Raw genomic sequence first — 18,982 nt, 5'->3', positions numbered from 1 at the left:
TTGAGATTCTTGAATAAAAAATATGTAAGATTTCTGTAAGGTGAAATTTTACAATTACAAACTGCTACTGGTTTAAAAACCATAATCGTAATATCCCAGAGATTTCAATCTATAATCCATAGCTTGTTGACTTACTCTAAAAAGATCGCTTAGAGTCTTTAATTTCTTTTCATAAGATATATCCTCAGAAAGTTTACCTAACTCTTTTTTAAGAAGAGGTTTCGGCATTAATAGAGAAGCCGCAAAAGCATTTGCCTCTTTTTCCATTTGTCTATCACTAGGCTGAGTGGTGCTCCTATATAATTTTGAGCCCTTAAAAAAGTCTACAAAAAGTGGCTTTTCGACGTGGAGGCTAAAATGCCCGATTTCGTGAGAAACCGTAAACCTCTGTCTAACAACGTGTTGATTTCTATTTAGCCCGATAATATTTTTATTGTCTTTCCTTACTAGAAAGCCAGAAACATCATCATCTAAATCTTGTTCAACAATAGATATTCCAAGACGACTCGCTACTTCAAATACATCAATAGGTGTCTTAAGCAAATTTAATTCTTTAAGAATTTGAAAAGCTTTATTTTGACTATCCGTAAACCAATTATTCTTCGTCATCTGTAATTATAGATTTGAGAAACGTTAAGTTTTTTTTACTCATTTTGTTTGGTAAGGAATCTAAGATTTCTGAAAACTTTTCATCGATTTCAACTTTAGATTTTTTATAACTATCTATAGAAGGTAGTAATTCAGTTATTTTACATTCAAGAACAACAGCTATTTGGTAAATTACGTGAATTGAGGGCTGGTGATATCCAGATTCAATATTAGCAACAGAGGATCTACTTAATGATATAAAAGAAGCCAATTCTTCCTGACTTAATTTTCTCGATTTTCTTAAATTCTTGATGTTGCCGCCTAAATACTCATATAAGAAAGTATCGTTATCCATTGGTATACTTTAAACTAAGCAAGTAAATATAATATATATTATGTTTATGTCGTAAACATTTTAAAAAAATTTATCAATTTGTTTATATCCAATATTTTTTCGTATATTTGTAGTAATGATTGGTTTAAAGAAAATCAATCTTTTATAAATAGAAAAAATCAGATAGAAAGACTACCTGATTTGTTCAATGTTGATGAATTCTAGGGGGTCGGATCCCAAAAGAATTCTTTTGTTTTATCGTTCTACAAAAGTACATATTCTTCTTTAATTGCACAAGTGTTGTCTTTCTAGTTGGTTTTATAACCAATTAACTATGAATTAGTCCGCCTTATTTAACCAACTGCTTCCATCGTAGCTTATAAGCTACTGCCTTATTGTAGGCCAAGAACTCCAAAGAAGCGATCGCGATAGAGTGAGTTCTAAAGTGAATTTTTTAAGAATACCACTCTTTTAAACTTAAAAGGAGTGCAACACAAATAAATATTACATTATGAAGAAGATTAACATAACTAATTTAAAAGACTGCTTTCGTAAAGGCATAAAACCAGCAATAGCTTTCGAATATGCTTTCGAAATAAACAATGACGAATTTAAGACCAAGGAGCCTATAATAGAAGGTGACGACTTACACGAACTTTTTGGAACCAATAAGGATACTCATTTCATAAGAATGGTAACTTCTAAGGGTCGAGATTTGATTGGTCCAAATGTAAAAATAGACCTAACTGAATGTGGTATAGAGAGATTCATAATACGTCCTTATGAGCAAGCTAGTATAGATATACAAGAATGCTATTGCGCTGGCACCGAACCCTTCATTACTTACGAGTATGTTCTAAAGATTAACAGAGAAAAGTATTCTGTTCGTCAGGAAGAAATATCCCGAGAGGAGATTTTAGCTCTTGTAGATAAAGACCCTAAAACTCATAGAGTGAGAATGTTTACTAAAAACGGTAAGCCTATTCTTAAGGATGGTCAAATTATCGACCTTACAAAATGTGGTGTAGAGAGGTTTGTTGTTGAAGCTCTTGATTGTACTGAAGGATACCTAACTGGAACAACTACTAATGGGGTTTTGACTGAATCGGATATTTCTTTTTTAAAAGGATTTAAATTTGAGGTCGCTCTTTTAAATTACCAGAACTTAAACTGGTTAAGGGTCACAAATTTTGATATACCTGAAGGTTATAACGTTAAAGAGGCTGAAGCGATAATAATGATACCCCCACATTACCCAAAAGCCCAGCTAGATATGATTTATTTTAATCCGCCATTGGCGCGTGCCGATGGCAAGCACATTGGAGCATTGAGTAATCGTATTATTGACGGTAAAACATATCAGCAATGGTCACGACATAGAACCGCAAATAATAAGTGGGATCCCCAAAACGACGATGTGGAATCACATATTGATTTAATGATTAGCTGCCTTAAGGCAGAATTCAAAAAACGTTAAGCCATTATGGAGATGCATATAAAAATGACACAAAAAATGCATCAAGAGCTAAAGAACCATCTTCACAACGGAGATGGTTTGGAAGCTGTTGCATTTGTGCTTTGTGGAAAGTCGGATCAATCAGGAATTAATTATTTGCTTGCTCACGAAACCTGCTTACTGCCTTATGATAATTGTGTGCGAACACAAGATAGAGTTAATTGGAAAACAATTGATGTAGAAGGTGTATTAGAAAAAGCCCTTTCCAAGAACTTAAGTATAATTAAAATTCACTCACATTTCATTCAAGATTCTAATTTTTCATCCTTTGATGATATATCAGATAGAGATTTTTTTGAATCAGTTTTTGGGTGGTTAGATTCTGATACGCCTCAAGCTAGCGTAATTATGTACCCTGACGGGTCATTAAAAGGACGAATTATATCTAGTGACTTAGATTTTTCTTCTGTAAAACGCTTTACAATTGTTGGTAATGACATAAAGTTTTACTGGGAAACTCAAAACAGTAAAACTCCTCTAGCATTTGAAAGGAATTCTCAAACATTTGGAAATCATACGACACGTATTCTTAGGGATATGAAGATCGGAATAATAGGAGTCTCTGGAACTGGTAGTCCTATTGCGGAGATGCTAATGAGATTGGGAGCTGGTACAATAGTACTCGCTGACCCTGACACTGTAGGACAAGAGAACTTAAATAGAATAATATCTTCTCGCAAGACAGATGCAGTAGATGAGAAATTAAAAGTAGATGTCTTACAAAGGCATATAACTGAAGTAAATATAGGAACTCACGTTATTACATACCCTTGTGTTTTTCAAGAAAGTGAAAAAGCACTTGAAGAGTTAAGTACTTGTGATGTCATATTTGGCTGTGTTGATTCTATTGAAGGAAGGCATTATCTGAACCTTATTTCAACTGCATATCTTGTACCTGTTATCGATGTTGGTGTCAAACTTGTTGCGGACGGTAAAGGAAATGTTGACTCTATAATTGGGAATATACATTACTTGACTCCTGGCTATCAAACCCTCGAAGAGAGAGGTGTGTATTCTTGGGATATGCTTAGTGCAGAGGTTATGAAGAGAATAGCTAGAGATGAATATGAGAATAGGCGAGTATATTTTGAAAATATTGAAGTGAGTAGTCCAGCTGTGATTAGTGTAAATAGTGTTTACTCTTCCCTTGCGGTAAATGAAATGTTAGGTAGAATCCATATGTTTCGTTATAATGATAACTCTCGTTACAGACATACTGTTGTCAATCTTACCGATTGGGATTTAAGCTCGTATCCTATATGCGCTACTAAAGATGATTGGCATTTAAGCAATATAGGTTTAGGTAATTCTCAAAACAAAACGAATGAGGCAATTATTTAAGAAATTCATATCATGGCTATCGAAACTTTTAAGTAAAGAGGCTACAGTCACTTCAAAAAGAGGATTTAATGTGCATTATACGAGTGAGTTTCCAGAGTTTATTGATAAAAATATCATTTATGTGGAATGTAATGTTAAGTCAAAAGATTACTGGTATGCAAAATTACAGTGCCCTTGTGGATGTGAAGATGTAATTACATTAAATCTAATGGATGATGTCAACCCTTGTTGGAAATTGACAACAAATGAAGAAGAACCTTCGATTTACCCTTCGATTTGGAGGACTAAGAATTGTGAAAGTCATTTTTGGTTGAGGAGTGGCCTGATTGTTTGGGCTGAATAGAATAGATTACAAATAAAACTCGGTAAGCTTCATAGTTTGTCGAGTTTTTTTACAAGTAAATTGACGTGTCTCAATTTGTTTAAAGTGAGATACCCATCTCTACCCGACATAAAATAGATAGGACGTATTTATTTTACGCTTTCGCGAAAGCGTACTCCTCTCAACCCTATTAATCTCAGTCTTTTTTAAGATATTTAACCTGTGAATACAAGACAGCGTTTAGACAGAGCTTACAAAGCAGCAAAGGAAATACCATTTTCTGATGCCGATAAACTAGTTTTCTTTTCCGACTGTCACCGCGGAGACAAAAGCTTTGCCGATGATTTTGCGCGAAATGAGAATATCTATTACCACGCGTTAAAACATTATTATAAAGAAGGATTTACTTATTGCGAGCTAGGGGATGGAGATGAGCTATGGGAAAACAGCTCCTTTGAAAGCATCTTACGTGCCCATAAAAATGTCTATACATTACTGCAGAAGTTTCACTTTGAAAAACGACTTCACCTCATCTGGGGAAATCACGATATGGTATATCGCGATAAGAACTACGTTCAAAAACATTTGAGCACTTATTTTGATCCTAAGGATGGCAGAGAAGAGATTTTGTTTAAAAATCTAGAGTATCATGAGGCATTGATATTAAAACATCAGGAAAGTGCTCAAGAACTCTTTTTATGCCATGGTCATCAAGCCGACTGGTTCAATTATCATGGGTGGCGCTTTAATAGGTTTCTCGTTAGAATCTTATGGAAACCACTTCAAATATTTGGCATCTCTGATCCTACGAGTCCTGCAAAAAATTACAAAGAGCTCATAAAAGTAGAGCGACGTATTAAAAAGTGGATTACAGAAAACAATAATCTACTCACCATAGTAGGGCATACACATAGACCTCGATTTCCAGAACCGGGAGATATTGCTTTTTTTAATGATGGTAGTTGTGTTCATCCGCGTAGTATCACAGGCTTAGAAATAGAAAATGGCGCTATCTCTCTTATAAAATGGCATATTACTACCACAGAAGAAGGCCACCTGCATGTAAATCGCGTGCTACTGGAAGGACCTCAAAAAATAAGGGATTATAAAACTAGCTAGTTTTATAATCCCTCAATATAGTTTTTAATAAAATAATTTAGTTCTACTCCTCTGGCGCAAGTGTTACTCGTAATCCATCCATATCTCGATGTATATGAAGCTGGCAACCTAAACGGCTATTATCCTCTACATGAAAGGCTTCTGCAAGCATTGCTTCCTCATCATCACTCATCTCTGGCAACACGTGATCACTCTCAACATAACACTGGCAAGAAGCACACATCGCCATACCTCCACAAATACCTATGGTACCTTCTGGAGCGAGCTCATAAGAGCGCACAACCTCCATTAAGTTCATATTCATATCTGTAGGGGCATCAATCTCGTGAGCAACGCCATCGCGATCTGTGATTGTAATTTTAATATCTGTCATGGATAGCGATTTATACTGTAATACTTATAAGATTCACCTATTGCTAGTCTATTGCTTTAACTACAGCTTTAGGAGCTTCTTTCTTTGTTCCGTCAAACCCTGTTACTCCACCTACGGTCGTATACTTCATTACATAACGTTTATCTGGAAAAATACGCTGGTAAGCACTCTGACACATTAACGTTGCTTCGTGAAAACCACAAAGGATTAACTTCAATTTACCCGGATATGTATTTACATCTCCTATTGCATAAATACCTGGAATGTTCGTTTGGTAGTCTAAACTGTTATCCACTTTAATAGCATTTTTCTCAATCTCTAGTCCCCAGTCTCCTATAGGACCTAGTTTTGGTGCAAGTCCAAAAAGCGGTATAAAGTGATCACAAGGCTCATTAAAAGTATCTTCACCTTGTTTAATAGTCACTCCGTTTACATGCCCATCCCCTAGTACATCAACCACCTCTGCTGGGGTGACTAATTTAATGCGTCCTTGATTTTTGAGTTCCTGAACTTTCTCTACACTATCAAGAGCACCACGGAATTCATTACGACGGTGCACTAGCGTCACTTCACTAGCAACATCTGCTAGAAAAATACTCCAGTCTAAAGCGCTATCTCCACCACCAGCAACAATCACTTTCTTGTCACGGTACAACTCAGGATCTCGTATAATATACTCTACCCCGATATCTTCGTAACTCGCAATATTAGGAATAGGCGGTTTACGAGGCTCAAAACTCCCTAGACCTCCTGCAATTGCAACTACAGGCGCGTGGTGTTTTGTTCCTTTATTTGTGGTTACTATAAACGTGCCGTCTTCTTGTTTATCTATAGTTTGAGCACGCTCACCTAGTGTAAATCCAGGCTGGAAAGGCTCTATTTGTTTCATTAAGTTATCTACAAGATCACCTGCAAGCACTTCTGGAAATGCAGGAATATCATAAATAGGCTTCTTAGGATAAATCTCAGAACACTGCCCTCCTGGTTGAGGAAGTGCGTCAATAAGATGACATTTTAACTTTAATAATCCTGCTTCAAAAACGGTAAAAAGCCCTGTAGGACCAGCACCTATAATGAGTATATCTGTTTTAATCATTGATTCTTATTAATACGCTTTCGCGAAAGCAAAAATATATACATCCTCCATCTAAGAAGATGACCTTTATCTGTCTTACGCCTTAACATTAATAACTTCTTCTATCTGCGGAGCATGCTTTTTTATAGTCATCTCCACGCCACTTTTAAGTGTCATTTGATTTACAGAGCATCCTACGCAAGCTCCTTGTAATTGAACACGTACAATAGTATCGTTTTCTATACCTAAAAGGGTAATATCTCCTCCATCACTTTGTAAAAAAGGGCGAATTTCTTCTAGTGCATCTTCTACTTTCTGGGTTAACTCTGCTCCGGTCATAATTAATTCTTTACAGCAGAACAACCTGCCATGGTAGTAATCTTTATAGCCTCTGTTGCAGGTAAGTTCTTATTACGTCTTACTGTTTCTTCGACTACATTTTTAGTAAGCTCATCAAAAGCTAGCATTGTAGGCGTATTCGCTTGTAATGCTGCTGGACGCCCTACATCTCCAGCTTCTCGTATGCTTTGTACCAGTGGTATCTCCCCTAGCAAGCGCACTCCTAAATCCTCGGCAAGGTGTTTTGCTCCTTCTTTTCCAAAGATGTAGTATTTATTGTCTGGTAACTCATCTGGTGTGAAATAAGCCATGTTCTCTACGATACCAAGGACTGGTACATTGATACTCTCTTGTTGAAACATTGCTACACCTTTCTTTGCATCTGCAAGTGCCACATTTTGTGGTGTACTTACAACTACAGCACCTGTGATAGGTAGTGATTGCATAATACTCAAGTGTATATCTCCAGTTCCTGGAGGAAGGTCTAGCAGTAAGAAATCTAGTTCTCCCCAAGCAGCATCAAAAATCATTTGATTTAAAGCTTTTGCCGCCATAGGTCCTCTCCAGATTACTGCTTGATCTGGCTTAGTAAAAAATCCGATTGAAAGTACTTTTACTCCGTAGCTCTCTACAGGCTTCATTTTTGACTTCCCATCTACAGTAACAGAAAGTGGTCTCTCGTTTGCTACGTCAAACATAATAGGGACAGAAGGACCGTAAATATCTGCATCTAGAATTCCTACTTTGAATCCCATCTTTGCAAGTGTTACTGCGATATTTGATGTTACTGTAGATTTACCTACACCTCCTTTTCCAGAAGCAATAGCTACAATATTTTTAATACCAGGAATATCCTTTCCTTTTATCTCGTTACTTTCATCTTTGGCTGGTGCATTGACTTTTACATTAACCTTCACTTGTGCTTTTGCAAACACTTTATCCTGTATGGTTTTCATAATATCAACCTCTGCTTTTTTACGTGCTTGTAGTGTTGGGTTATTGATAGTAATATCTACTATCACCTCATCACCAAATGTAAGTACATTTGTAACAGCACCACTATCTACCATATTTTCTCCAGCACCTGGAGCTGTTATGGTTTTTAAAGCCTCAAGAATATCGTTTTTTTGTAGTTTCATTGTCGTGTTTAAGCAATTCTGAATAATCTCTAATTAGATTGATTCTAAATGCAAAGATACAACCGCAAGGAGGTATATTCCAACCTTTGAAATTTCAAATAATTTGACATTTCAAGTTTAATTAATCCTTAAATAATACATTGAATTTTAAAGGTTCTCTCTCAAGTTTCATAAGTCTTGAGACAACTCCGTACTAGGATCCCAAAAGTGTTTTTTAAAAGCCACAATTTTATCATCTACCACTTCTACTCCTTCATTTTCCAGCAGCTGCTGCATGAGGTTAGTTTGCGGAAAATGATGCTTACCGGTAAGTAGTCCCACACGATTTACAACTCTATGAGCAGGTACTTCACTATGTATATGTGAACCATTCATTGCCCAACCTACCATACGGCTGCTTCTAGCAGCTCCTAGGTACTTTGCAATAGCCCCATAACTGGTTACACGACCATAAGGTATTTGGGCTGCGACAGCATAGACTTTTGTAAAAAAGTTTTCGGTTTTTGGAGCGTAATTCATTCGAAGTAAATGGTTCTTATCAGTGTGATGATCATGAGTATCACCATGAGACACGCCATAAAGTAATTAGAATACTTTGTAAACGTGGTTGCCCTATTTTGAATTCTCGCAAAAAATATCACATAAAAATATAATGCTGTAAAAGTACCAAGTGCCGCTGCTAGCACAAAAAAGGCAATAGCAACAATATCATATTCTACCTTACCACTCACATTTAATGCAGCTCCTAATGCACAGAAATAAGGTATAGGTAAAATATTAAGCGCCGAAATCATCATCCCTTTACCAAGACTCTTGATTCCTCTATTTTTAGAAAGCTTGACTTTAGGAACCTTACCACGCTTTGCCTTCATAAAGAAGAACACTGCCATAATCAAGAAGATTACAAGTCCTGTTCTTAATAACATATTCTGTACAAATGGATTGCCAAAAATATATTTAGCTAGTAATACCGCAATAAGTGCTTGTATAATAACAATAAACGAAGCACCTATAGCGACTAGCAATCCATTATTACGACCACGCTCTACGCAAGTTTTTGCAACCGACATATTGATTAGACCAGGAGGTATAACTCCTGCTAAAGCAGCAAAGAATGTGATTAAGAAGAGTTTTGTTATCTCCAAGGCTAGCGTTTACTTAACTCTAAATTTAATATAAGTAATTGGTTTTCCTTGTTCTAGATATTGTTTTTCGTAAAAAGTTTGAATACCTACCACTTCCTTTGGAGAATATTCATTCTTGTATACATTATGATTTGCCTCTAAAATCTCGTGACCTTCACCGTGAAGTAGTCCTAAGGTATAACCATGCATAAACTCAGAGTCGGTTTTTAAGTTTACACACCCATCTGGTTTAAGCACACGCTTATACTTTTGGAGAAACTCCGTATTAGTCATTCTGTGTTTTGTACGCTTGTACTTAATTTGAGGATCTGGAAAAGTAATCCATATTTCATCTATTTCCGCTTTCGCGAAAGCGTGCTCTATCAACTCAATTTGCGTACGCATAAAACCTACGTTAGTCAAGTTATCTTCGATAGCGGTTTTTGCTCCTCTCCAAAAACGGGCACCTTTGATGTCAATACCTACAAAGTTTTTATCTGGATATGATTGTGCAAGACCCACAGAATATTCCCCCTTACCACAGCCTAGCTCGACCACAATAGGGTTGTCATTCTTAAAAAAATCTTTATTCCATTTACCCTTTAATGGGAATGTACCATCTACGAGTTCTTCTCTTGTAGGTTGTACTACATTTGAAAATGTCTCATTTTCTCTAAAACGCTTAAGCTTATTTTTACTTCCCACAGGTATATTTAATGTTTTGGTAAAATTAAGGAAACTTTTAGTAGTTAGAAGAGTTAGATATTTGCATTGTGAATTATAAAAAACACATATTAGTTGCACCCCTCAACTGGGGACTGGGTCACGCTACGCGATGCATCCCTATAATTCGCACCTTAACTTTTCATAATTATAAAGTAACGATCGCTAGTGATGGCCAAGCGTTGAAACTGCTTACAAAGGAATTTCCAGAGCTTGCTACCGTCACTTTACCTTCATATAACATTGCGTATTCTGAGAAAGGATCGCATTTTAAAAGAAAACTAATTGCAGATCTGCCTTCCATAAGAAGAACCATAAAAGAGGAGCATAGAGACCTTGAGGAACTTATCTATAAGTTAGGCATAGATGGGGTGATTTCTGACAATAGACTTGGGTTATATACTAAGAAGGTGCCCTGTGTGATTATAAGCCACCAGCTGCAGGTCTTGAGTGGTAAAACCACTTGGTTATCATCTGCTGCACATAGAATGTATCTCCAAAGATTTAATGAATGCTGGGTTCCTGATGTAGCTGGTGATATAAATTTAAGTGGCGTCTTAGGGCATCCACAAAAAAAACTATCTATCCCCACTAAATATATAGGCCCTTTGAGCAGAATGAAATCTTCTGAAGAAGAAATTATATATGACTATATCGCTGTACTGTCTGGACCAGAACCACAGCGCACTATGCTAGAGGATATTATTATCGCGCTTTTTAAGAAAGCCAGTGTAAAGCTACTTATTGTGCAAGGAAAGGTCTCCACCGAAGAGGAGGCTGATAAAATAGGCGCTAATATTAAGGTCGTAAACTTTCTAACAACCGCTGCATTAGAAAAGGCGATTAATCAAAGTAAGTACGTGATTGCTCGATCTGGATATACCACAATCATGGACCTTGCTATAATGAGAAAAAAGGTGTTTTTTATACCTACGCCTGGTCAAACTGAACAAGAATATCTCGCCGAATTATTAAAATCAAAAAAGATTGCTCCCTACTGTACGCAAGACAGCTTTAAGAGTAAAGAGTTACCGAGATTAAAAGTGTATCCTGGCTTTGAGCAAGGAATACCTGCTTATGATTTAACTCAATTCTTCGGCCTTTTCAATGGTGAAGGAGAACTCAGAACCCACTCCAAATTCGCTTTCAACATACACTCTTTCTTCATGCGCTTCAATGATGTGCTTGACAATAGAGAGGCCTAGTCCTGATCCACCCACCTTACGGTTACCTGATTTATCTACACGATAAAAACGCTCAAAAAGCCTAGGTATATGTACACTTTCTACTCCTTCTCCATTATCGGTAATACGCACAAGCACTTTATTTTGGATTAAGTCTTGTACACTTACTTCTGTCGTTCCGTTTTCTTTACCGTACTTAATGGAGTTCTCTATAAGATTAGTAAGTAACTGCTGTATGCGCTCCTTATCTGCATTGACCATCACACCTTCATCATAAGGCGCGTCAAAAGCAAGTGTGATATTTCTCTTTGCAGCCTTCATTTCTAGCATTTCAAAAGTGCTATCTACTAGCTCAATAATATCAAAATACTCGTAGTTAATATTAAGATCGCCTACTTCAAGCTTTGTAATCATATCTAGATCATTAACTAGATATATGAGACGCTCCACACCTTTTTCGGCGCGTTGTAGGTATTTTTTACGTACGGCTTTATCATTAATAGCCCCATCTAATAATGTAAGAATATAACCCTGTACCGTAAACAGCGGGGTTTTTAATTCATGAGCTACATTACCAAGAAAATCACGTCTATATTCATCTTGAATACGTAAAGAGGATATTTCGATTTTTTTACGTTTTGCATAACGCTCTACTTCTTCAGATAAAGAAGCCATATCCGTTGTGATGTTATCTGGAACGAAGCTTACATCCTCAAGAAGTTTTATATTATCATAAATCTCCTTTACACCTCTGATTATAAAAAACTGCGTTCTGTAATGTATAATCAAGAAAGAAATCACATAACACAGGCCAATCCCGATAATGGAAGTAGTCCAAGATGGATTACCATCACGCAGGAGCTCAAGCGTTATAATTAGTGCCGCAAATACGATAGATATATAACTCGCTGTAATGAGAGAAAATGAGTAAGACTGCTTAACTCCTGCGGCCATTACATAACAAATTTATAGCCTACACCTTTTACGGTCTTAAATGACTCGTCACCTATTTTTTCTCTAAGCTTACGTATGTGAACATCTATGGTTCGACCACCTACTACAACTTCCAGACCCCAGACTTTATCTAGGATATCTTCACGAGTAAAGACTTTACCTGGTTTTGAAGTTAATAGTGATAACAATTCAAACTCTTTACGTGGCAAGGATAGTTCTTCTTTACCCTTGTAAACTTTATATTCCTCTCTATTGATTACTAGCTTACCTACTTTTGTAATTTGAGAAGACACTCCCTCTTCCTTAAATCTTCGCAACAATGCTTTTACTTTGCTTACTAACACCTTAGGTTTGATAGGCTTTGTGATATAATCATCTGCTCCAGCATCAAAACCTGCTACTTGAGAATAATCCTCTCCCCTAGCGGTAAAGAATGTGATGATAGTTTGGTCCAGATCGCTATTTGCCCGTATTACTTCACAAGCTTCTATACCATCCATCTCTGGCATCATCACATCAAGAATAATTAAATGAGGTGAGTGTTTTTTTGCAAGCTTTACAGCCTCTACTCCGTTTGACCCAGTTATCACTTGGTAACCTTCATTAGATAGATTATAACCTACTATTTCAAGAATATCTGGTTCATCATCTACAAGAAGTATTTTTAGGTCTTTTTTTTTCATGCTCTAAATATTATACGCCTAGTGTAAAGATACGTTGTTTTAGTCTTTTGATATATCCTGCAATGTATTAGCAAAATTGCCCTTTCTCATGTTAAGAGCATTAAGATTTCGTTAAGCTTTCCTACAACTATAATTATTGGCAAGGTAAAATTAAATCGTTTAACTACATGATTAACAACGCCTCACTTGTAAAAAGATCTTTTCCAAAAGCAGAAAATCATCTTAAAAATATTCACTTGTCATTATACTTCTTAAAAAACTAGCGTGAGTACGGGTAGATATGTTTTATATCTTTGCACAAACATTATTCCCAATGCCCCAACAGTCTATTTTTGATATCACTACAGATGCACAATTTGAAGAAGCTGCTCTGGAGGCATTTCGTTTTCAATTTGAGAATAATCCCACCTACAGATCTTTTTGTGACTTACTATACAAACACCCTAGTGAGATAAAAAGAAGTAGAGATATTCCTTTTTTACCTATTCAATTTTTTAAGTCGCATACTATTCTTACTTCTGGTTCAGAGGCTTCGGTTATCTTTAGTAGTAGTGGGACTACAGGTAGTAGCACTAGCAAGCACCATGTTGCGGACTTGAGCTTGTATGAAGATAGTTTTAAGCACGCTTTCGCGAAAGCGTACGGAAACCCAAAAGATTATGTAATACTAGCACTACTACCCTCCTATCTAGAAAGATCTGGATCTTCCCTCATATATATGGTAGATGACCTAATAAAAATGAGTGATCACCCTGACAGTGGATTTTATTTAAACAACCTCAACGAACTTGCAAATAAATTAGAATCACTAGACAAGGCAGGGCAAAAAGTATTACTTATAGGTGTATCATTTGCACTTTTAGACTTAGTAGAATCCCATCGCTTTAATCTTAAGAACACCATTATAATGGAAACTGGCGGAATGAAAGGACGTCGCAAAGAACTGGTCCGTGATGAGCTGCATGAAATACTTTGCAACGGTTTTGGCGTGTCTTCAATACATAGTGAATATGGGATGACTGAGTTATTGAGTCAAGGCTATTCTCATGGAAAAGGGATATTTACCACACCTCCATGGATGAAAGTATACACTCGAGATACAGAAGATGCCCTAAGCTTACTAGAAAGCACAAAAACCGGCGGTCTCAATGTAATTGACCTAGCAAATAGATTTTCCTGCCCATTTATAGCCACTCAAGATCTTGGACGAGTATCCAAGGATGGGAGCTTTACCGTAATAGGCCGTTTTGACAACTCAGATATACGCGGCTGTAACCTGATGTCTCTATAAAATGTAATCTTGCTAAAACTAATACGACTTACTTTACGTATGTATTACTAAAATAGCAAGTTTATGAGATTACTATCATTCATTCTTCTGGCATTATTTACAATTTCCATTACCGCTCAAAAAACAGATTACAACCTCAAAAAAGGATATGTAGCCGAAGGATTTGACGTGACAGAATATTTTAACAATAAAGCTATAGAAGGAAATAAAGAATTCACCACAACATATGATGGGGCGAAATTTAAATTTGCGAGCGAGACAAACCTACAAGCTTTTATTAAGACTCCAGAAAAGTTTGTTCCTCAATACGGAGGGTATTGCGCATATGCTATTGCGGATAAAGGGAAAAAAGTATCGATAGATCCAGAAACTTTTGAAATAAGAGATGGTAAATTATATCTCTTTTACAACTCTTGGGGAGTAAATACCTTAGAAAAGTGGAATGAAGAAGGAGCAGCCACTTTAAAGAAAAAAGCAGATATTGAATGGAAAACTGTAAGGAATAAACATTAAGAACGACTTTATAATAGATTGGTTAGTTAGTTAGAAAGCCCCAGATGTTCACTTGAACACTGGGGCTTTCATATTTCTATTAGTATAGTTTGTATCTCAACTAGGATGCTCTAATAACAAAGTAATTCTTCTTACCTCTTTGAAGCAGTACAAAGGTTCCATTTATCAAATCTGTAGTCTGGATGGTATAATCCTCTCCTACTTTTTCTTTATTTATCGAGATTGAGTTTTCTTTAAGTGCACGTCTCGCTTCTCCATTAGATTTTAAAAATCCTGTCTTTTCTGCAAGTGCTGCGATAATATCTAATCCAGCTTCTATTTCAGATTTTTCTATCTCTGCTTGTGGTACACCTTCAAAGACATCTAAAAATGTTGCCTCATCAAGAGACTTTAGATCATCACTTGTACTTTTACCAAATAAAATATTTGAAGCTGCGATTGCTTTTTCTAGCGCCTCTGCATCATGAACCGTAGTGGTTACCTCCTCTGCTAGTCTCTTTTGTAAAGCTCTCTGATGTGGTGCCTCTTTATGAGCTGCAACAAGTGCTTCAATCTCTTCTCTATCTAAAAAAGTAAAGATCTTAATATACTTCTCTGCATCCTCATCTGTTGTATTTAACCAGTACTGGTAAAATTTATACGGAGATGTTCTTTTTGCATTTAGCCATACGTTTCCACCTTCACTTTTTCCAAATTTACTTCCATCAGACTTAGTGATAAGCGGGCACGTAAGTGCATATCCTTTTCCGCCTCCTATACGACGAACTAATTCTGTACCCGTAGTAATATTACCCCACTGGTCACTTCCCCCCATTTGGAGCGTGATTCCTTCGTTTTTATATAAATGTAAAAAGTCATATCCTTGTACCATCTGGTATGTAAACTCTGTAAATGACATACCATCTGCATCTTCACCAGTAAGTCTATTTTTTACAGAATCTTTTGCCATCATATAATTAACCGTAATATGCTTACCTACATCACGAATAAAGTCAAGAAAAGAAAACTCCTTCATCCAGTCATAGTTATTCACTAAAAGTGCCTGATTTTCTGCACCCGAAGTAAAATCGAGAAACTGTGATAGTTGTGATTTTACACATTCTTGGTTATGACGTAATGTCTTCTCATCAAGAAGATTACGCTCTGATGATTTTCCTGATGGATCTCCTATCATACCTGTAGCTCCACCTACTAACGCAACAGGCCTATGACCAGATCTTTGATAATGTGCCAATAACATAATAGGAACTAAATTTCCAATGTGTAATGAGTCTGCCGTTGGGTCAAAACCTACATATGCAGAGCGCATCGCTTCCATTAAATGTTCCTCGGTTTGTGGCATCACATCGTGTATCATTCCACGCCACTGTAATTCTTCTACAAAATTCTTAATCATTGCTATTGTATTTAGGCAATGGCAAATATAAAAAGAAGCGTGTGACCGCGGCTATTGTTTCTATTAAAAAGATAAAACACGTATACACTTCATATAATTAAGAATTAATTCATGAGGCGTATCTTTACCATATGATTTTAGTTACTGGGAGTACTGGACTTGTAGGTAAACATTTACTGTTGAGCCTCACACAAAAAGATCAAAGCGTTAGAGCTTTGTACCGAAGCGAATCTAAGAAGGCGGAGGTTGTTTCTTTTTTTGCTTTCGCGAAAGCGGAATCTCAATTACACCGTATAGATTGGGTTAGAGGCGATATTACAGAAGTACCCAGCCTCACTGCCGTCTTTAAAGATGTAACTTATGTATACCATTGCGCGGCTCTTATTTCATTTGACCCATACCAATTTAAGGAGCTTACTAAAATAAATATTGAAGGCACTGCAAATGTTGTCAATCTATGCCTAGAAAATAATATCAAAAAATTAGTACATGTAAGCTCTATTGCTACACTGGCAAGCACACCAAACAATCCAATTACAGAAGATAATTTCTGGGATCCAGATGCTCCAAACTCAGTATATGCACTCACAAAAAATGGCGCAGAAATGGAAGTATGGAGAGGAACACAAGAAGGATTAAACGCAATTATTTTAAATCCCGGAATCGTAATAGGTGAAGGAAACTACCAGACAGGTAGCGGAAAGTTCTTTAATCATATTCTTGAAGGAAAAGCTTTATATCCCACTGGAGGTAGCGCAGTGATAGATGTAAAAGACTTAGTAGCATTAATGGAGAAAGCTATGAATAGCACCCTAGCACAAGAAAGGTATATTGCGACTGCTTACAATGTCACTTATCGTGATTTACTAGAAGAAATAGCAAAGACCTTAGGCAAGAAAGCACCTAGTGGAGCTCTAAACAACGGCTTACTCCAATTTTTAAACTTCTTAGACTCTATGAGAGGCATATTTACTCGCAAAAGACAAATAACTAAAATAGGCTACAAGTCATTGCAAAGACAGACATTGTACAGTAATGACAAAATAATAGAAGCGTTTGATTACATTCCCACTCCGCTAGATGTGACTTTGTCACGTATAGCACTACACATTAATCAAGTTCGCTAGTATCTTCCTCAACTCGTATATTTTTTCTACTAAAAGTATCAGTAATTAAACGCCTTGGAATTTCTTTAAACTTAGTTGAATCTTTTTGTTTAAATCTTGCTTTTACTTCTCTTGCTTTCAAAGTTCGTAAAGAATCTTGTTCTTTCTTCTGCAAAGACTCTATAGAGTCATTTACTTTTAATTCTCCTTTAACTCTATTCAATACTTTGGCATTTAAGCTTTTATAAGCATCTACATCTGCTGTGTAATACGATAGATTCTGAGCATATGTAAGGCTATCGATATCAAACTTATCATATATATAAGTTTCTGGCTGAATACCCAATTGCTTGATTTGCGCAATATTGTAACCTCGAGCACTAGATATTATTACAGATTCATACAATATGCTCTCCATAGTGTTCTCATCAATAAAATTATCTGGCTTTTCTACAGACGGAATATCTTGACAACTAATCAAGGATAAAAAACCTAATAATAAAGCATATAATCTTCTCATTATCTATCAAACGTAAGACGTTCTCCAAAAAGTTCATCGTATACCTTAAAGTTTTTATGCGCTAGGCGGCCATTCACAAAAGTGTGCGTTATTCTAGACTTGAACGTTGTGCCTTCAAAAGGAGACCATCCACACTTATAAAGAATATTATCTTTTTGTACGGTCCAAGGTGCATTAAGATCCACAAGTACAATATCTGCTTTATAACCTTTACGTATATATCCTCTTTTTTCTACTTGAAAAAGTATTGCTGGGTTATGACACATCTTCTCTACAATCTTCTCGAGAGAGATTTTTCCTTGATGATAAAACTCTAGCATAGCAGGTAGTGCATGCTGTACTAGTGGACCACCACTAGGAGCTTTTGTATATACGTTGTTTTTTTCCCCTAAGGTATGGGGAGCGTGATCTGTTGCTATTACATCAATCTTATCATCTAGTAACGCTTGGAATAACTCATCCCTATCCTTTGGTGTTTTTACTGCTGGATTCCATTTAATTTTAGATCCTTTCTCATCATAATCTTCATCAGAAAACCATAGATGGTGGATACAAACCTCTGATGTTATTTTCTTTTCAGCAAGAGGTATCGTATTGTCAAATAGTGCTGTTTCTTTTCCGGTAGATAAGTGAAAGACGTGAAGTCTCGCTCCTGTTTTCTTTGCTAACTCTATAGCCCTTGAGGACGAAATATAGCAAGCATCTTCACTCCTAATTATAGGATGAAGATTCATTGGGATATCATCACCGTAGCGCTCTTTATATATTGCAAGGTTTTTCCTTATGGTTTCTTCATCTTCACAATGTGTTGAGATAATCATATCTGTAGATTTGAATATCTTTTCAAGCACTGCCTCATTATCAACCAGCATATCTCCAGTAGAGCTCCCTAAAAATAATTTGAGACCTGCAACATTCTTCTTGTCAACCTTTAGAATTTCTTCTAAGTTATCATTGGTTCCCCCAAACATAAAAGAATAGTTTGCTGCAGACGAGTTTGCTGCAATCTCAAACTTCTCTTCGAGCTTCTCAATAGTAGTGGTTTGAGGCACTGTGTTCGGCATTTCAATAAATGATGTTATGCCTCCGGCTACGGCAGCTCTAGATTCTGTTGCAATATTTGCTTTATGCGTAAGTCCAGGCTCTCTAAAGTGAACTTGGTCATCTATAACTCCAGGCATAAGATAAGTTCCTTCTGCGTCAAAAATATGTACGTCACCAGACTTTGCGCTTATACTTTCTGCTATTTCCTCTATGATGCCATTATGTATTAATACGTCACCTCTTAAAATGGTTCCTTCATTAACAATATGAGCATCTTTTATTAAAATCTTTTCCATAG

The 18,982-nt window shown here is 36.4% G+C and carries 21 protein-coding genes and 1 pseudogene; 8 read left to right on the top strand and 14 right to left on the bottom strand.

Annotated elements, in window-relative coordinates; all coding sequences use genetic code 11:
- Positions 1-72 precede the first annotated feature (72 nt).
- On the bottom strand, positions 73-609 hold the full coding sequence (locus tag KRODI_RS07400) for an ImmA/IrrE family metallo-endopeptidase (RefSeq protein ID WP_013750972.1): 537 nt from the start codon (positions 607-609) through the stop codon (positions 73-75).
- Complete coding sequence (locus KRODI_RS15100) at positions 596-943, bottom strand: helix-turn-helix domain-containing protein (protein ID WP_013750971.1); 348 nt, start codon at positions 941-943, stop codon at positions 596-598. Before KRODI_RS15100 ends, KRODI_RS07400 begins: the two co-directional genes overlap by 14 nt.
- A gap of 490 nt (positions 944-1,433) precedes the next feature.
- Here KRODI_RS15100 and KRODI_RS15095 point away from each other — a divergent pair, with 490 nt between their 5' ends.
- The 4 genes from KRODI_RS15095 (at position 1,434) to KRODI_RS07375 (ending at position 5,220) form a co-directional block, all read left to right on the top strand.
- On the top strand, positions 1,434-2,399 hold the full coding sequence (locus tag KRODI_RS15095; RefSeq protein ID WP_013750970.1) for a multiubiquitin domain-containing protein: 966 nt from the start codon (positions 1,434-1,436) through the stop codon (positions 2,397-2,399).
- 6 nt (positions 2,400-2,405) lie between these two features.
- Positions 2,406-3,779, top strand: a complete 1,374-nt coding sequence (locus KRODI_RS07385) for a HesA/MoeB/ThiF family protein (protein WP_013750969.1) — start codon at positions 2,406-2,408, stop codon at positions 3,777-3,779.
- Positions 3,763-4,122, top strand: coding sequence for a DUF6527 family protein (locus KRODI_RS15090; protein ID WP_013750968.1), 360 nt, complete (start codon positions 3,763-3,765; stop codon positions 4,120-4,122). The genes KRODI_RS07385 and KRODI_RS15090 overlap by 17 nt, the downstream gene beginning before the upstream one ends.
- A 201-nt stretch (positions 4,123-4,323) precedes the next feature.
- Positions 4,324-5,220 carry a metallophosphoesterase family protein gene (locus KRODI_RS07375; protein ID WP_013750967.1) on the top strand — a complete coding sequence of 299 codons (897 nt, stop codon included), beginning with the start codon at positions 4,324-4,326 and terminating at the stop codon, positions 5,218-5,220.
- A 43-nt stretch (positions 5,221-5,263) separates the two neighbouring features.
- On the opposite strand, the gene KRODI_RS07370 is transcribed toward KRODI_RS07375, so the two are convergent.
- The 7 genes from KRODI_RS07370 to trmB form a co-directional block, all read right to left on the bottom strand.
- Positions 5,264-5,593 (bottom strand): 2Fe-2S iron-sulfur cluster-binding protein, encoded by a 330-nt coding sequence (locus KRODI_RS07370; protein ID WP_013750966.1) that lies wholly within the window; start codon positions 5,591-5,593, stop codon positions 5,264-5,266.
- Positions 5,594-5,636: 43 nt separating this feature from the next.
- On the bottom strand, positions 5,637-6,689 hold the full coding sequence (locus tag KRODI_RS07365; protein WP_013750965.1) for an NAD(P)/FAD-dependent oxidoreductase: 1,053 nt from the start codon (positions 6,687-6,689) through the stop codon (positions 5,637-5,639).
- A 75-nt stretch (positions 6,690-6,764) separates the two neighbouring features.
- On the bottom strand, positions 6,765-7,007 hold the full coding sequence (locus KRODI_RS07360) for a NifU family protein (protein WP_013750964.1): 243 nt from the start codon (positions 7,005-7,007) through the stop codon (positions 6,765-6,767).
- 2 nt (positions 7,008-7,009) lie between these two features.
- Complete coding sequence (locus tag KRODI_RS07355; RefSeq protein ID WP_013750963.1) at positions 7,010-8,146, bottom strand: Mrp/NBP35 family ATP-binding protein; 1,137 nt, start codon at positions 8,144-8,146, stop codon at positions 7,010-7,012.
- Between the two features lie 168 nt (positions 8,147-8,314).
- Positions 8,315-8,665 carry an MGMT family protein gene (locus tag KRODI_RS07350; RefSeq protein WP_013750962.1) on the bottom strand — a complete coding sequence of 117 codons (351 nt, stop codon included), beginning with the start codon at positions 8,663-8,665 and terminating at the stop codon, positions 8,315-8,317.
- Entirely contained in the window at positions 8,662-9,291 is a 630-nt protein-coding gene (locus KRODI_RS07345) for a LysE family translocator (RefSeq protein WP_013750961.1), read from the bottom strand. The genes KRODI_RS07350 and KRODI_RS07345 overlap by 4 nt, the downstream gene beginning before the upstream one ends.
- A gap of 9 nt (positions 9,292-9,300) precedes the next feature.
- Complete coding sequence (trmB, locus tag KRODI_RS07340) at positions 9,301-9,975, bottom strand: tRNA (guanosine(46)-N7)-methyltransferase TrmB (protein ID WP_013750960.1); 675 nt, start codon at positions 9,973-9,975, stop codon at positions 9,301-9,303.
- Positions 9,976-10,481: 506 nt separating this feature from the next.
- Between trmB and KRODI_RS15800 the strand changes: the two are divergent.
- Positions 10,482-11,012, top strand: a pseudogene (locus tag KRODI_RS15800) (glycosyltransferase); the annotation flags it as partial.
- A 63-nt stretch (positions 11,013-11,075) separates the two neighbouring features.
- Here KRODI_RS15800 and KRODI_RS07335 read toward each other — a convergent pair.
- Positions 11,076-12,131, bottom strand: a complete 1,056-nt coding sequence (locus tag KRODI_RS07335) for a sensor histidine kinase (protein ID WP_013750958.1) — start codon at positions 12,129-12,131, stop codon at positions 11,076-11,078.
- A complete protein-coding gene (locus KRODI_RS07330; RefSeq protein ID WP_013750957.1) occupies positions 12,131-12,814 on the bottom strand; it encodes a response regulator transcription factor in 684 nt (227 codons plus the stop codon). The genes KRODI_RS07335 and KRODI_RS07330 overlap by 1 nt, the downstream gene beginning before the upstream one ends.
- Positions 12,815-13,127: 313 nt before the next feature.
- Between KRODI_RS07330 and KRODI_RS07325 the strand changes: the two genes are divergently transcribed.
- Together KRODI_RS07325 and KRODI_RS07320 are read left to right on the top strand one after the other, a co-directional pair.
- Entirely contained in the window at positions 13,128-14,105 is a 978-nt protein-coding gene (locus KRODI_RS07325; protein ID WP_013750956.1) for an acyltransferase, read from the top strand.
- A gap of 63 nt (positions 14,106-14,168) precedes the next feature.
- Positions 14,169-14,618, top strand: a complete 450-nt coding sequence (locus tag KRODI_RS07320) for a YHS domain-containing (seleno)protein (protein ID WP_013750955.1) — start codon at positions 14,169-14,171, stop codon at positions 14,616-14,618.
- Between the two features lie 100 nt (positions 14,619-14,718).
- Here the strand turns inward: KRODI_RS07320 and tyrS are convergent, their stop codons facing one another.
- A complete protein-coding gene (gene tyrS / locus KRODI_RS07315; RefSeq protein ID WP_013750954.1) occupies positions 14,719-16,014 on the bottom strand; it encodes a tyrosine--tRNA ligase in 1,296 nt (431 codons plus the stop codon).
- A 131-nt stretch (positions 16,015-16,145) separates the two neighbouring features.
- Between tyrS and KRODI_RS07310 the strand changes: the two genes are divergently transcribed.
- Positions 16,146-17,141 (top strand): NAD-dependent epimerase/dehydratase family protein, encoded by a 996-nt coding sequence (locus tag KRODI_RS07310; RefSeq protein WP_013750953.1) that lies wholly within the window; start codon positions 16,146-16,148, stop codon positions 17,139-17,141.
- Here the strand turns inward: KRODI_RS07310 and KRODI_RS07305 are convergent.
- Both KRODI_RS07305 and KRODI_RS07300 read right to left on the bottom strand, forming a co-directional pair.
- On the bottom strand, positions 17,125-17,640 hold the full coding sequence (locus KRODI_RS07305; protein WP_013750952.1) for a DUF4296 domain-containing protein: 516 nt from the start codon (positions 17,638-17,640) through the stop codon (positions 17,125-17,127). The genes KRODI_RS07310 and KRODI_RS07305 overlap by 17 nt on opposite strands.
- Positions 17,640-18,980, bottom strand: coding sequence for a dihydroorotase (locus KRODI_RS07300; RefSeq protein WP_013750951.1), 1,341 nt, complete (start codon positions 18,978-18,980; stop codon positions 17,640-17,642). Before KRODI_RS07300 ends, KRODI_RS07305 begins: the two co-directional genes overlap by 1 nt.
- Between the last annotated feature and the right edge of the window lie 2 nt (positions 18,981-18,982).

It is taken from the genome of Dokdonia sp. 4H-3-7-5, assembly GCF_000212355.1.
In the GTDB taxonomy this organism is placed as follows: Bacteria; Bacteroidota; Bacteroidia; order Flavobacteriales; family Flavobacteriaceae; genus Dokdonia.
The sequence above is the reverse complement of the archived record's forward strand: the minus strand, read 5'-3'. Positions and strand labels throughout refer to the sequence as shown.